Here is a 13,065-nt window from a genome sequence, read left to right as displayed (position 1 = left end):
ACGGGGTCGTCCCGGGGCCGGTCGGGCGCTGCTGGGGCGCACCGGGCGGCGGCGGGGGTGGGGAGGCCGCTGGCCTCTAGCGCATTCGCTTCATCAGGGTTGGGCTCCTCGGACCAGGACCCCTGGAGACACGAGGGGTCCGCGCTTGCCGCAGGCACGACTACCGTGCGGCCTGGTCTTCACCCGGGGCACCCCGCCACGGACGGAGGGTTGCCGGACAGCAAGCCGGGGCTTGTGGTGCTGTCACTCATGACCTGCCGAGGAGTATGGCAGAGGACCGGCCGCCGTCCCAATCGCTGTCCGCGATACGGACGGTCCCCGTGCAAGGGGGCAGCAGCCGGCCCTGCCGACTGCCGCCCCCTTGGCGGTGTGCTCAGTCGCGGGCCGTGGCGGCCGCCCACCGCTCCAGGGTGCGCAGCCCGGCGCCGGAGTCCAGGGCCTGCGCGGCCCGCTCCATGCCGGCCGCCAGCTGCTCGGTCAGGGGCGCGTCGCCGAGGTCCAGGGCGGTGAGCGCAGCGGCGGTGTTCAGCAGCACCGCATCGCGCACCGGGCCCCGCTCACCGGCCAGCAGCCGCCGCGCCACCTCGGCGTTGTACGAGGAGTCGCCGCCGCGCAGTGCCTCGATCCCGACCACGGAGATCCCCACGTCGCGGGGGTCGAAGGGGGTCTCGGTCACGGCGCCGTCCTTGACCACCCAGACCCGGGAGGTGCCGGTGATGGTGAGCTCGTCCAGGCCGTCGTCGCCGCGGAAGACCAGTCCGGTGGAGCCGCGGCGGGCCAGCACTCCGGCCATGATCCCGGCCATCCGGGTGTCGAAGCAGCCGATGGCGGAGGACTTCACCCGGGCGGGGTTGGTGAGCGGGCCGAGGAGGTTGAAGGCGGTGGGGACGCCGAGCTCCACACGGACCCGGGCGGTGTGCCGCATCGCAGGGTGGAACTTGGCCGCGAAGCAGAAGGTGATCCCGGCCTCCTCGGCGACCTCGGCGACCCTGCGGGGGGAGATGTCCAGGCTGACGCCGAGCTTCTCCAGCACGTCGGAGGAGCCGCTGGCGGAGGAGGCCGCGCGGTTGCCGTGCTTGACGACCTTGGCACCGGCGGCCGCGGCGACGATCGCCGACATGGTGGAGATGTTGACCGTCTTGGCCCGGTCCCCGCCGGTGCCGACGATGTCCACGGACGGGCCGGGGATCTCCAGCGGCTCGGCGTAGGCGTACATCGCCTCGACCAGGCCGCCGACCTCCTCGACCGTCTCACCCTTGGCCCGCAGCGCGACCACGAAGCCGGCCACCTGGGCGGGGGTCGCCTCCCCGCTCATGATCTGCGACATGGCCCAGGAGGTGTCGGCCTCGGTGAGGTCCTCGCGCTGCATCAGTGCAGTGAGGATGTCCGGCCAGGACCGTGCCTGCACGGGGTCGCCGCCGCCGCTCGCAGGTGCCACGTTCGCCATGACCAACTCCAGCCTTCGCCTGTGGACAGTAGGGGAAGGCCACCCTATCCAGCCGTGGCCGCCGGGCGCCCGGACAGCGCAACCCGGTCTCTCCTGTTGAGACCGGGCGCCGCACCCGAGGCCGCGGCCCGGCGGGGCGCCGCCTTCGGCGGACGGCGCCGGGCGCGCGGGCCCTAGGAGGCGTGGACCTGCCGGGCGGTACGGGCGCGCAGCAGCTCCGCCGCGGCGCCGGCCAGCGCGACCGGGTCCACGGGGTGGGAGACGGCGGCGTCGGCGCGGCTCCAGGCGGCCAGCCAGGAGTCCTGCGGCCGGCCGATCAGCACCAGCACCGGCGGGCAGCCGTAGATCTCGTCCTTGAGCTGGCGGCACAGCCCCATGCCTCCGGCCGGCACCGCCTCTCCGTCCAGGACGCAGAGGTCGATGCCCCCGGCGTCCAGCGCGCGGACGACCGCGGGCGCCGTGGCGCACTCCAGGTACTCCACCGTCGGCAGATCGGCCGCCGGACGTCGGCCCAGCGCCAGGCGGACCTGCTCGCGGGTGTTGCGGTCGTCGCTGTAGACGAGGACGGTGACGGTCTCGTGCGCCATGGGAGATGCCCCCGGGGGTCTTGGCGGGATGTGATCGGGACCACTTCGCTGCTGGTGGATGGTACTCCCGATCACGGCTCGCGACACCCCGTGTGAGCCGTTGGAGGGTACGTCACAACCCGGACACACCGAGGGACCACCCCCGGAGTGAAGGCTGAATAAGGGACCGACATAATGTCGGTCGTGGCGACAGCAACAGCAGTAGAAACCGGGCACGCGCACGGATCGGTCAACCGGCCGAACATGGTCAGCGTCGGAACCATCGTCTGGCTGAGTTCCGAGCTGATGTTCTTCGCGGCCCTCTTCGCGATGTACTTCACGCTCCGGTCCGTGACGGGGCCTGCCTTCTGGCACGAGCACGCGAGCGCGCTCAATGTGCCCTTCTCGGCGACCAACACCACGATCCTGGTGCTCTCTTCCTTCACCTGCCAGATGGGTGTGTTCGCCGCCGAGCGCGGCGACGTGAAGAAGCTCCGCTCGTGGTTCGTGATCACCTTCATCATGGGCGCGATCTTCATCGGCGGTCAGATCTACGAGTACACCTCGCTGGTGAGGGACGACGGCCTCTCGCTGTCCTCGAACGCGTACGGCACGGTGTTCTACCTGACCACCGGTTTCCACGGCATGCACGTGACGGGTGGTCTGATCGCGTTCCTGCTGGTCCTGGGCCGTACGTACGCAGCCAGGCGGTTCACCCACGAGCAGGCCACGGCCGCGATCGTGGTGTCCTACTACTGGCACTTCGTCGACGTCGTCTGGATCGGCCTCTTCGCGACCATCTACCTGATCAAGTAGCGGTCGCAGGTCGACCACCTGCCGACAGACATCCCAGACGACCAAGATCCTCACACCGGGGTTATCCGTGAAAAAGCTCTCCGCACGACGGCGCCACCCGCTGGCGGCGCTTGTCGTCCTACTCTTCGCGCTCGCGGCCACCGGGGGGCTGTACGCCGCGTTCGCGCCCGCCGAGAAGGCACAGGCCGACTCCTCGTCGCAGTCGCTCGCGATCGAGCAGGGCAAGAAGCTCTTCGCCGTGGGCTGCTCCTCCTGCCACGGTCTGAACGGACAGGGCACCAGCGACGGCCCGAGCCTGGTGGGCGTCGGCTCCGCAGCGGTCGACTTCCAGGTCGGCACCGGCCGTATGCCGGCCCAGCAGCCGGGCGCTCAGGTTCCTGCGAAGAGGAACATCTACCCGCAGGACCAGATCGACCAGCTCGCCGCGTATGTCGCCTCGCTCGGCCCCGGCCCGGTCACCCCGACGAAGGACCAGTACACCTCGTCGGACCCGAATGACGTCGCCGCGGGCGGAGAGCTCTTCCGTACCAACTGCTCGCAGTGCCACAACTTCGCGGGCAAGGGCGGTGCGCTGACGAACGGCAAGTACGCCCCGGCGCTGGACAGCACCTCGCCGCGGCACATCTACGAGGCCATGCAGACCGGCCCGCAGAACATGCCGTCCTTCCCCGACTCGGTCATGCCCGAGAAGCAGAAGCGCCAGATCGTCGCCTACGTCCGGCACACCGCCGAGGCTCCGTCCCCCGGCGGCATGGACCTCGGCAGCCTCGGCCCGGTGACCGAGGGCCTGTTCGGCTGGATCTTCGGGCTCGGCGTGCTGATCGCCGTCGCCATCTGGGTCGCCGCCCACACCACCAAGGCCAAGAAGTCATGAGCCAGGACATGTCTGAAGAGAACCTGCCGGAGCGTCACGGCTCCGAGGGCCACGAGGTCGAGCCCCACGCCGACCCGTTCGCCGACCCGGGGCTGCCGCCCCACGAGGTCCGCCGCACGGACATCGACGAGCGCGCCGCCCGGCGCGCAGAGCGTCAGGTCGCGCTGCTGTTCACGGTCTCGATGATCGCCACCATCGCCTTCATCGCGTCGTATGTCGCCTTCGACATCGACAAGATCGTCTTCATCTGGCCCTTCGGCCACGTCAGCATCCTCAACTTCGCCCTGGGCATCACCCTCGGCGTCGCGCTGTTCTGCATCGGCGCCGGTGCGGTCCACTGGGCCCGCACGCTGATGTCGGACGTGGAGGTCGCCGACGAGCGGCACCCGATCGAGGCCTCGGACGAGGTCCGCGCCAAGGTCATCGCCGACTTCAAGCAGGGCGCGGACGAGAGCGCCTTCGGGCGCCGCAAGCTGCTGCGCACCACGCTGATCGGCTCGATGGCGCTGGTTCCGCTCTCCGGTGTGGTGCTGCTGCGCGACCTGGGCCCGCTGCCCGAGAAGAAGCTGGAGCACACCGGCTGGGACAAGGCCACTCCGGCCTCGCCCATCAAGCTGGTCTCGATGAACACCGACGAGCCGCTGAAGGCCGAGGACATCCAGGTCGGCTCGCTGGTGTTCGCCAAGCCGCAGGGCCTGGCGGAGTCCGCCGAGAACTTCCAGGAGGCCATCGCCACGGACGCGGTCATGCTGGTGCGCATCGCACCGCAGGACATCAAGGACCGCGCCTCCGGCAAGCTGGGCTTCGACGGCATCCTGGCGTACTCCAAGATCTGCACCCACGTCGGCTGCCCGATCAGCCTCTACGAGCAGCAGACCCACCACGTGCTGTGCCCGTGCCACCAGTCCACCTTCGACCTGTCGGACGGCGCCCGGGTGATCTTCGGCCCGGCCGGCCACCCGCTGCCGCAGCTGGCGATCAAGACGGACACGGACGGCAACCTGATCGCCACGGGTGACTTCAACGCCCCCGTCGGCCCGAGCTACTGGGAGCGCGCATGAGTGCCGCGAGCAGCGCCGCCTCCGGCGGCGCGCAGCCGAGCAGCAGTCGCGCCAAGCCGGCCAACAAGGCCGAGGCGGCAGCCGACTGGGCGGACGGACGGCTCGGCATCTACAGCCTCGCCAAGTCCAACCTGAGGAAGATCTTCCCGGACCACTGGTCCTTCATGCTGGGTGAGATCTGCCTCTACACCTTCATCATCATCATCCTGACCGGTGTCTACCTCACCCTGTTCTTCAAGCCCAGCATGGGCGAGGTCGTCTACCACGGCTCCTACGCGCCGCTGAACGGCATCAGGATGTCGGAGGCCTACGCCTCCACCCTGGACATCAGCTTCGATGTCCGCGGCGGTCTGCTGATCCGCCAGATCCACCACTGGGCGGCGATCGTCTTCGTGGCCGCGATGCTGGTCCACATGATGCGCGTCTTCTTCACCGGCGCGTTCCGCAAGCCCCGTGAGATCAACTGGATGTTCGGCGCCCTGCTGCTCATCCTGGGCATGTTCGACGGCTTCATGGGCTACTCCCTCCCCGACGACCTGCTGTCGGGCACCGGCATCCGGTTCATGGAGGGCGCCGTGCTGGCGGTGCCGCTGGTCGGCACCTACCTGCAGATGTTCCTGTTCGGCGGACCGTTCCCCGGTACGGACATCGTCCCGCGGCTCTTCACCGTCCATGTGCTGCTGATCCCGGGCATCATGCTGGGCCTGCTGGTGGCCCACCTGATCCTGGTCTTCTACCACAAGCACACCCAGTTCGCGGGCCCCGGCCGGACCGAGAAGAACGTCGTGGGCATGCCTCTGATGCCCGTCTACATGGCCAAGGCCGGCGGCTTCTTCTTCCTGGTCTTCGGTGTGATCTCGGTGGTCTCCGCGATCGCCACGGTCAACCCGATCTGGGCGTACGGCCCCTACCGGCCCGACCAGGTCTCCACCGACGCCCAGCCCGACTGGTACATGGGCTTCTCCGAGGGCCTCATCCGGCTGATGCCGGGCTGGGAGATCCGGGCCTGGGGCCACACCCTCAACCTGGGTGTCTTCATCCCGCTGATGATCTTCCCGCTGGTCCTGGTCGCCATCTGGGTCTACCCGTTCGTGGAGGCCTGGGTCACCGGTGACAAGCGCGAGCACCACATCGCGGACCGCCCGCGCAACGCCCCCGTCCGCACCTCCTTCGGTACGGCCTGGATCAGCCTCTACCTCGTCCTGCTGATCGCGGGCGGCAACGACCTGTTCGCCACCCACTTCCACCTGTCGATCAACGCGATCACCTGGACGATGCGGATCGGCTTCTTCGTGGTCCCGGTGGTGACCTTCCTGGTCACCAAGCGGATCTGCATGGGTCTGCAGCGCCGCGACCGCGACAAGGTGCTGCACGGCCGCGAGAGCGGCATCATCAAGCGGCTGCCCCACGGTGAGTTCATCGAGGTGCACGAGCCGCTGACCCAGGCCCAGCTCTACAAGCTCACCGCGCACGACCAGCACCGGCCCGCCGAGCTGCCGGCAGCGGTGGACGAGAACGGTGTCGCCCGCAAGGTGAGCCTCACCCAGAAGCTGCGCGCCAAGCTGTCCCGCGGCTACTTCGGCGACGAGGGGCAGATCCCCAAGCCCAGCGCCGAGGAGTACCGCGAGATCACCAGCGGCCACGGCCACCACTGACCGTCCGCACGCAACGCCACCCAAGGGCCCGTCCCCGGCATCTGCCGGAGGCGGGCCCTCGGCCGTAGAACGAGGTACCGCATGCAGCTCTCCGTCGACCCCTCCTCCCCCGTCCCTCCCTATGAGCAGATCCGTGCCCGGATCGCGGAGCTGGCCCGCTCGGGGGAGCTGCCCACCGGGCACCGGCTGCCCGCGGTACGGGCGCTGGCCGCGGACCTCGGGCTGGCCGCGGGCACGGTGGCCCGCGCCTACCGGGAGCTGGAGTCCGACGGGGTGGTGGAGACCCGCGGCCGGCACGGCACGGTGATCGCCGCCGCGGGTGACGCCGCCCGGCGGCATGCCGCCGCCGCGGCTGAGGACTTCGCCCGGCGGACGCTCCAGTTGGGCCTCACCCAGGACGAGGCCCTGCGGGCCTCGGTGACTGCCCTGCGCGCCGTGTACGGACCCCAGACACCGGACGCGCCGCAGGAGTGACACGCCCCCTGCGTGCTTCGAGCGCCGCATGGGGGCGCGCGGGCCGCCCCTCCCGCCGGGTTGCGGGCCGGGCGGGGCGACGCCGGCTGCTCAGCCGGTGAGCGCCGGCCGCCCGGTTGCCGCGGTCTCCTGGGAGCAGAAGGCCAGTGGCAGCGGCGCCACCGGCTCACCGCGGTCCCGGCGGGCCCTGACGCCACGGCAGAGCGAGGTGAGGTCGTGGCCGGCCATACCGCCCAGCCCGTCGCTGCGGTCCGCGAAGCGCTCCCGCTGACGGCAGTGGTAGGCGAGGTCGAGGTCCAGCGTGGGGTCGCCGGCGGCCGCTCGCCGGTCGACGGCCGCGCAGGTGGGGCTGGAACCCGTCGTCGTCTGCTCGCCGCGTGCCCGGGCCCGGCTGCGCAGTACGCCCATCCGGGCGGACTCCTGCTGGTCGCAGGCGATGGCCTGTGCGGTGTCGACGCTCCGTCCGGCCAGCAGCGCGGCGGTCAGGGCCGCGCAGTCCGAACTCTGGCTGACCCCGAGCACCCTCACCACCGGCAGGCCGCTGTTGACGGCGGAGGTGTCGTCCGCCCAGAACGCGGCCACCAGGGCGACGGCCGTCCCGGTGACCAGCAGGCCGCCGGCCAGCAGACCGCCCGCGCCCTGGGGCCTGCGGCGGCGTGCGGTGGGACGAGAGGCACCACCCATGGTCACTTCCTTCCCAGGCGCCCCGCCCCGGGGGGACCCGGCGGAGGCATACGGTCGGTTCACGGCCCTTCGCGGTGTACAGGACTTCAGAGCAGCGGTGCCAGCGCTCCTGTCGCGCGGATCCGCACGCCGTCGGGCAGGGCCGCCCCGGGCGCCCCGGTGGAGACCACGACACCGGTGGCGGAGCCCGCCAGCCAGTCCTTCCAGGAGACGTTCCAGTCGCCGAAGCCGTTGCCGAACGGCTCCATGGGGTGCCCATGGCTGTTGATCACCCGCAGGACGTCGCCCATCCGCACCTGCTGGTAGAACCAGTGGGCGTTCTCGGTGGACATGCCGGTGCAGCCGTGGCTGACGTTCTCGTGGCCCTGGGAGGCCACCGACCAGGGCGCGGCGTGCACGTACTCGCCGCTCCAGGTGAGCCGGGTGGCCCACTGCACCTCCAGGTCGTAGCTGTCGGCGCTGTCGGCCGCGATGCCCACCGTCTCGCCGTCCATCCGCACCTCGGCCTCCTGGCCCAGCACCACCTTGATGCCGTTGCGGGTCTCGAAGCCGGGTTTGCCGGTGGTCACGGGGAGCGTTCTGACCACCTTTCCGTTGCGGCGGAAGGTCATCCAGTCGGTGGCCGCGTCCACCAGGGCCTCCACCTGGTCCCCGGTGCTGAAGGCGACCCGGCTGGTGGGGCCGCCGTAGAGGTCCTTGCCGATCCGGCGGCCCTGCGCGTCGAAGGCCACCTGCACCCGGGCGTGGGCGGGCCAGTAGTGCTCGGGGCGGAAGTGCAGGGTGCTGTCGTCGACCCAGTGCCAGGCGCCGCTGACGGCGGGCTGGGAGGTGACCTTCAGCCCGTGCTCCACCGCGGCGCGTCCCGCGGGGTCGTGCACCGGCCGGGACAGCTGGGCGGTGACGGGCTCGCCCACTCCGTAGACGCCGCTGCCCCCGTCGACGGCCTGGGAGGGCCCCAGCACGGCGGTGAGCAGCTGGGTGCCCACTCCGGTGGTGAGCACCGTGGTGGTGTCCCCGCGTCCGCCGTGGCCGTCGTCGGCGCTGATCCGTACCGTGTACCGGGTCCCGGCGCCGAGCGGGGAGGTGCTGTGCCAGCTGCGCTGGTCGGCGGAGAGGCCGCCGGCGACCTGGCGGCCGGCGGCGTCGGTGACGGTGACGTCGGTGAGCCGGCCGCGCACCACGGTGACGGTGAGCGGTATGGCCGGGTCGGCGGTGCCGCCGGCCGCGGGGGTCATCCGGATCAGCGGGGCGACGTCCACCTGCCGCGCGGGGCGGGCCGTGTCGGTGCCGGGGTGCGCGGTGGTGCAGGCGGCTCCGAGCAGGGCGAGTGGCCCCAGTACGGGCAGCAGCAGCGCCGCTCGCGGGGTCCTGACCGCAGTGCCCATCGCCGCCTCCGTATCACCAACAACCCATCACATCGTAAAAAGAAGGGATGTTCGGGGCATTTCAGGGTGAAGGGGATACCGCCATCCGGGTGGGTGGTTCCCTGTGGGCTGCCGCGTGCCGGGACGCCGAACGGCCGGGGCCGGACACCGCGAAGGTGTCCGGCCCCGGCCGTCGAGCCGCTGGGGTCAGCGGTTCACTGGTTCTGGCTCTCGCCACGGTAGTACTCGAAGACCCAGCCCCACAGGCCGACCAGGATGATCGGGAGGGACCAGTAGAGCAGCCACCAGCCGAAGATCACTCCGAGGAAGGCGAGCGCTCCACCGATGCCGAGCGCCAGCGGCTGCCAGCTGTGCGGGCTGAAGAAGCCCTGCTCGCCGGCGTCGTCGGAGACCTCGGCCTCGGGGTTGTCCCCGGCGCCGGTGTCCACCCGGCGGGCGGTGAAGCCCAGGTAGAAGGCGATGAAGATGCAGAGGCCGAAGGCGAGGAAGAGCGCGGTGGTGCCCGCGGCCTCCTTCGACCAGACACCGTAGGTGATCGCGACGGCCAGGATGAAGACCGCCAGACCGGCGAAGATCTTGCCCTGTTCCTTCATCAGGCGTCACCCTCCTTCTGCGCACCCGGGGCCGCGGCCGCGGTGAGGTGCTTGGCGGGCTCGCCGTGGTTCTGGAGGTAGTCCAGGGCGGCGATCTCCGGGTGGTGCAGGTCGAACGCGGGGGATTCCGACCGGATCCGCGGCAGCGTGAGGAAGTTGTGCCGCGGCGGCGGGCAGGAGGTCGCCCACTCCAGCGAGCGGCCGTAGCCCCACGGGTCGTCCACGGTGACCTTCTCGCCGTACTTGGCGGTCTTCCAGACGTTGTAGAGGAACGGCAGGATCGACAGGCCCAGCAGGAAGGAACCGATGGTGGAGACCGTGTTCAGGGTGGTGAAGCCGTCGGACGCCAGGTAGTCGGCGTACCGGCGGGGCATGCCCTCGGCACCCAGCCAGTGCTGCACCAGGAAGGTGGTGTGGAAGCCGATGAACAGCGTCCAGAAGGTGATCTTGCCCAGCCGCTCGTCCAGCATGCGGCCGGTCATCTTCGGCCACCAGAAGTGGAAGCCGGCGAACATCGCGAAGACCACGGTGCCGAAGACCACGTAGTGGAAGTGGGCCACCACGAAGTACGAGTCCGAGACGTGGAAGTCGATGGGCGGCGAGGCCAGCAGCACACCGGTCAGACCACCGAAGAGGAAGGTGACCAGGAAGCCGACCGTCCAGAGCATCGGTGTCTCGAAGCTCAGCGAGCCCTTCCACATGGTGCCCAGCCAGTTGAAGAACTTCACACCGGTGGGGACCGCGATCAGGAAGGTCATGAAGGAGAAGAACGGCAGCAGCACCTGGCCGGTGACGTACATGTGGTGCGCCCACACGGTCACGGAGAGGCCGGCGATGCCGATGGTGGCGGCGATCAGGCCGGAGTAGCCGAACATCGGCTTGCGGCTGAAGACCGGGATGATCTCGGAGACGATGCCGAAGAACGGCAGCGCGATGATGTAGACCTCGGGATGGCCGAAGAACCAGAAGAGATGCTGCCACAGCAGCGCTCCTCCGTTGGCCGGGTCGAAGACGTGCGCGCCGAACTTGCGGTCGGCCTCCAGCGCGAAGAGCGCGGCGGCGAGCACCGGGAAGGCCAGCAGCACCAGCACACCGGTGAGCAGCACGTTCCACACGAAGATCGGCATCCGGAACATCGTCATGCCGGGAGCGCGCATGCAGATGATCGTGGTGATGAAGTTGACCGAACCCAGGATGGTGCCGAAGCCGGAGAAGGCCAGACCCATGATCCACATGTCCGCGCCGACACCCGGCGAGCGGATGGCGCTGGACAGCGGCGAGTAGGCGAACCAGCCGAAGTCGGCGGCACCCTGCGGGGTGAGGAAGCCGGCGACGGCGATCAGCGAGCCGAACAGGTAGAGCCAGTAGGCGAACATGTTCAGCCGCGGGAAGGCCACATCGGGCGCGCCGATCTGCAGCGGCATGATCCAGTTCGCGAAGCCGGCGAAGAGCGGCGTCGCGAACATCAGCAGCATGATCGTGCCGTGCATGGTGAAGGCCTGGTTGAACTGCTCGTTCGACAGGATCTGGGTCCCGGGACGAGCCAGCTCGGCACGCATGACCAGGGCGAGCACGCCACCGATCAGGAAGAAGGCGAACGAGGTGCCGAGGTACAGGGTGCCGATCGTCTTGTGGTCGGTGGTGGTGAGCCACTTCACCGCGGACATGCCCTTGCGGGTGCGCGGTTCACCCCCGCCGAACTCTGCCGCGGCAGCACCCCCGGTTGCCCCGTGGGGCTCGTTGAGGATGGTCACTTCTCACTTCCCGTGGTGATGATGCCGGAGGGCACCGCGCCGGTCTGACCCTTGGCCCGGAGCTCCTGCAGATGCTTCTGGTAGTCGGCCGGGGAGACGACCTTGACGTTGAAGAGCATCCGCGAGTGGTCCACACCGCACAGCTCCGCGCACTTGCCGCGGAAGGTGCCGTAGGCGGTCGGGGTCACCTGGAACTGGTTGACCAGGCCCGGGACGACGTCCATCTTCATCAGGAAGTTGACCGTCCAGAAGTCGTGGATGACATCCCTGGAGGTCAGCTTGAAGAGGACCGACTCGCCCTTGGGCAGGTACAGCGTCGGCGGCTGGGCCGGAGAGCCCACCTCGTACGCACCGGCGGTGTTCTTCCCGTGCTCGTCGTTCTCGTAGTTGAACGCCCAGCTCCACTGGAAGCCCACCACGTTGATGACGTGGTCCGGCTTCTTGGAGGTCTCCAGCAGACGGGACTCGTCACGCGCGGTGAAGTAGAAGAGCACCGAGACGATGATGATGGGGACCGCGGTGTAGAGCGCCTCGATGGGCACGTTGTACCTGGTCTGGGGCGGGACCTCCACCTTGGTGCGGCTGCGCCGGTGGAAGACCACACTCCAGAGGATCAGGCCCCAGACCAGCACGCCGACAACGAGTGCAGCGATCCAGGAACCCTGCCACATCTGGAGGACGATAGGTCCTTCCTTGGTGACAGGGGAGGGCAGGCCGAGCCTGGGGAGGTCCTGGGACGAGCAGCCGGTGGCGGTCGCGATGACGAGGCCCAGTGCCAGCGCCTGAGGCAGCTTCCGCCGCATCGTGCGCCGCGGCGAGCGGTCGGAGCCGTTGGGACTCACGTAGCGCCTTCCCGAAGTCTCGCCCGCGATCGCACCGCTCGGGGAGGAAGGGCTTGGCGCCTTCCACCCCGTGGGGCCCGGCCACGGGCAGGGTTTGGATGTTTATGCGCGCCAAACCCTACTCCAGGCTTGTCGAGGTCTCACGGGCAGGTCCCGCTAACGCGCCGTCCGGGTACCCGATCAGCCCCCGAAGGGGTGGAATCGCAGGTCACAGCGGTCGTACAGCCGATCGGGGGACTCCCTCGCCAGGGGCCTCGCGGCGCGCATGGGGCGCGTCCGCGCGGGGTATTCCTATGACCGTCCGACCGTCGTACCGATGCTGCGGCGAGGGCTGCACCGCGTCGGGCTGACGATCGGTGACCGGGCTAACGTGGCGGGTGTGCCGTACTTTGACGCAGCCTCCACCGCCCCCCTGCACCCGGTCGCCCGGCAGGCCCTGACCGCCGCCCTGGACGAGGGCTGGGCGGACCCCGCCCGGCTCTACCGCGACGGACGGCGGGCCCGGATGCTGCTGGACGCCGCACGCGAGACCGTCGCCGAGGTGCTGGGCGCCCGGCCCGACGAGGTCTCCTTCACCGCCTCCGGCACGCAGGCCGTGCAACTCGGCACGCTGGGAACGCTCTCCGGCAACCGGCGGAGGGGACGTCACCTGGTGCACTCCGCGGTGGAGCACTCCAGCCTGCTGCACGCCGCCGAGGTGCACACGGCCGCCGGCGGCACCGTCACCGAGGTGCCGGTGGACCGCTCCGGGCGGGTGGACGCCGCACGCTTCGCCGCGGCGCTGCGCCCCGCCGACGGCTCCGGCGGCGGCACCGCCCTGGCCTGTCTGCAGTCCGCCAACCACGAGGTGGGCACCGTGCAGCCGGTCGCCGAGGCCGCCGCCCTGTGCGCCGAGGCCGGGGTGCCGCTGCTGG

Annotated in this window: 13 protein-coding genes and 1 riboswitch; of the genes, 6 read left to right on the top strand and 7 right to left on the bottom strand. The window is 70.1% G+C overall.

All coding sequences use genetic code 11. The features are described 5' to 3' along the window. Nucleotides 1-136 precede the first annotated feature (136 nt). Nucleotides 137-255: riboswitch (SAM riboswitch) on the bottom strand. A 118-nt stretch (nucleotides 256-373) separates the two neighbouring features. Together trpD and AOK09_RS06445 are read right to left on the bottom strand one after the other, a co-directional pair. After that, nucleotides 374-1,447 (bottom strand): anthranilate phosphoribosyltransferase, encoded by a 1,074-nt coding sequence (gene trpD, locus AOK09_RS06450; protein WP_055586143.1) that lies wholly within the window; start codon nucleotides 1,445-1,447, stop codon nucleotides 374-376. 173 nt (nucleotides 1,448-1,620) lie between these two features. Continuing rightward, nucleotides 1,621-2,034 (bottom strand): response regulator transcription factor, encoded by a 414-nt coding sequence (locus AOK09_RS06445; protein WP_055586142.1) that lies wholly within the window; start codon nucleotides 2,032-2,034, stop codon nucleotides 1,621-1,623. Between the two features lie 174 nt (nucleotides 2,035-2,208). On the opposite strand from AOK09_RS06445, the gene ctaE reads away from it, so the two are divergent. From ctaE to AOK09_RS06420, 5 genes are all read left to right on the top strand, one after another. Next, nucleotides 2,209-2,829, top strand: a complete 621-nt coding sequence (ctaE, locus tag AOK09_RS06440; RefSeq protein WP_055586141.1) for an aa3-type cytochrome oxidase subunit III — start codon at nucleotides 2,209-2,211, stop codon at nucleotides 2,827-2,829. Between the two features lie 67 nt (nucleotides 2,830-2,896). Beyond that, complete coding sequence (gene qcrC / locus AOK09_RS06435) at nucleotides 2,897-3,703, top strand: cytochrome bc1 complex diheme cytochrome c subunit (RefSeq protein ID WP_055586140.1); 807 nt, start codon at nucleotides 2,897-2,899, stop codon at nucleotides 3,701-3,703. 8 nt (nucleotides 3,704-3,711) lie between these two features. Further along, nucleotides 3,712-4,764 carry a cytochrome bc1 complex Rieske iron-sulfur subunit gene (gene qcrA, locus AOK09_RS06430; RefSeq protein WP_245687150.1) on the top strand — a complete coding sequence of 351 codons (1,053 nt, stop codon included), beginning with the start codon at nucleotides 3,712-3,714 and terminating at the stop codon, nucleotides 4,762-4,764. After that, complete coding sequence (gene qcrB / locus AOK09_RS06425) at nucleotides 4,761-6,419, top strand: cytochrome bc1 complex cytochrome b subunit (RefSeq protein WP_055586138.1); 1,659 nt, start codon at nucleotides 4,761-4,763, stop codon at nucleotides 6,417-6,419. The genes qcrA and qcrB overlap by 4 nt, the downstream gene beginning before the upstream one ends. A gap of 81 nt (nucleotides 6,420-6,500) precedes the next feature. Then, a complete protein-coding gene (locus AOK09_RS06420) occupies nucleotides 6,501-6,893 on the top strand; it encodes a GntR family transcriptional regulator (RefSeq protein ID WP_055586137.1) in 393 nt (130 codons plus the stop codon). 90 nt (nucleotides 6,894-6,983) lie between these two features. Here the strand turns inward: AOK09_RS06420 and AOK09_RS06415 are convergent, their stop codons facing one another. The 5 genes from AOK09_RS06415 to ctaC form a co-directional block, all read right to left on the bottom strand. After that, nucleotides 6,984-7,577 (bottom strand): hypothetical protein, encoded by a 594-nt coding sequence (locus AOK09_RS06415; RefSeq protein WP_055586136.1) that lies wholly within the window; start codon nucleotides 7,575-7,577, stop codon nucleotides 6,984-6,986. Between the two features lie 86 nt (nucleotides 7,578-7,663). Next, nucleotides 7,664-8,962 (bottom strand): L,D-transpeptidase, encoded by a 1,299-nt coding sequence (locus AOK09_RS06410; RefSeq protein WP_055586135.1) that lies wholly within the window; start codon nucleotides 8,960-8,962, stop codon nucleotides 7,664-7,666. Nucleotides 8,963-9,156: 194 nt separating this feature from the next. Beyond that, on the bottom strand, nucleotides 9,157-9,555 hold the full coding sequence (locus AOK09_RS06405) for a cytochrome c oxidase subunit 4 (protein ID WP_055586134.1): 399 nt from the start codon (nucleotides 9,553-9,555) through the stop codon (nucleotides 9,157-9,159). Further along, the gene (ctaD, locus tag AOK09_RS06400; protein ID WP_055586133.1) at nucleotides 9,555-11,309 is read right to left on the bottom strand and encodes an aa3-type cytochrome oxidase subunit I; all 1,755 of its coding nucleotides are present in this window, start codon (nucleotides 11,307-11,309) and stop codon (nucleotides 9,555-9,557) included. Before ctaD ends, AOK09_RS06405 begins: the two co-directional genes overlap by 1 nt. After that, a complete protein-coding gene (gene ctaC, locus AOK09_RS06395; protein ID WP_055586132.1) occupies nucleotides 11,306-12,151 on the bottom strand; it encodes an aa3-type cytochrome oxidase subunit II in 846 nt (281 codons plus the stop codon). Before ctaC ends, ctaD begins: the two co-directional genes overlap by 4 nt. A 379-nt stretch (nucleotides 12,152-12,530) precedes the next feature. On the opposite strand from ctaC, the gene AOK09_RS06390 reads away from it, so the two are divergent. After that, nucleotides 12,531-13,065, top strand: a 535-nt coding sequence (locus AOK09_RS06390) for an aminotransferase class V-fold PLP-dependent enzyme (RefSeq protein ID WP_157875812.1), incomplete at its 3' end; no start/stop codon positions are given.

This window comes from Peterkaempfera griseoplana (assembly GCF_001418575.1).
Taxonomy (GTDB): Bacteria; Actinomycetota; Actinomycetes; order Streptomycetales; family Streptomycetaceae; genus Peterkaempfera; species Peterkaempfera griseoplana.
The sequence above is the reverse complement of the archived record's forward strand: the minus strand, read 5'-3'. Positions and strand labels throughout refer to the sequence as shown.

Bases quoted from the DNA above. Each gene is read 5' to 3' on its own strand.
- trpD (WP_055586143.1), bottom strand. From the start codon at position 1,447: ATGGCGAACGTGGCACCTGCGAGCGGCGGCGGCGACCCCGTGCAGGCA.
- AOK09_RS06445 (WP_055586142.1), bottom strand. From the start codon at position 2,034: ATGGCGCACGAGACCGTCACCGTCCTCGTCTACAGCGACGACCGCAAC.
- ctaE (WP_055586141.1), top strand. From the start codon at position 2,209: ATGTCGGTCGTGGCGACAGCAACAGCAGTAGAAACCGGGCACGCGCAC.
- qcrA (WP_245687150.1), top strand. From the start codon at position 3,712: ATGTCTGAAGAGAACCTGCCGGAGCGTCACGGCTCCGAGGGCCACGAG.
- qcrB (WP_055586138.1), top strand. From the start codon at position 4,761: ATGAGTGCCGCGAGCAGCGCCGCCTCCGGCGGCGCGCAGCCGAGCAGC.
- AOK09_RS06420 (WP_055586137.1), top strand. From the start codon at position 6,501: ATGCAGCTCTCCGTCGACCCCTCCTCCCCCGTCCCTCCCTATGAGCAG.
- AOK09_RS06415 (WP_055586136.1), bottom strand. From the start codon at position 7,577: ATGGGTGGTGCCTCTCGTCCCACCGCACGCCGCCGCAGGCCCCAGGGC.
- AOK09_RS06410 (WP_055586135.1), bottom strand. From the start codon at position 8,962: ATGGGCACTGCGGTCAGGACCCCGCGAGCGGCGCTGCTGCTGCCCGTA.
- AOK09_RS06405 (WP_055586134.1), bottom strand. From the start codon at position 9,555: ATGAAGGAACAGGGCAAGATCTTCGCCGGTCTGGCGGTCTTCATCCTG.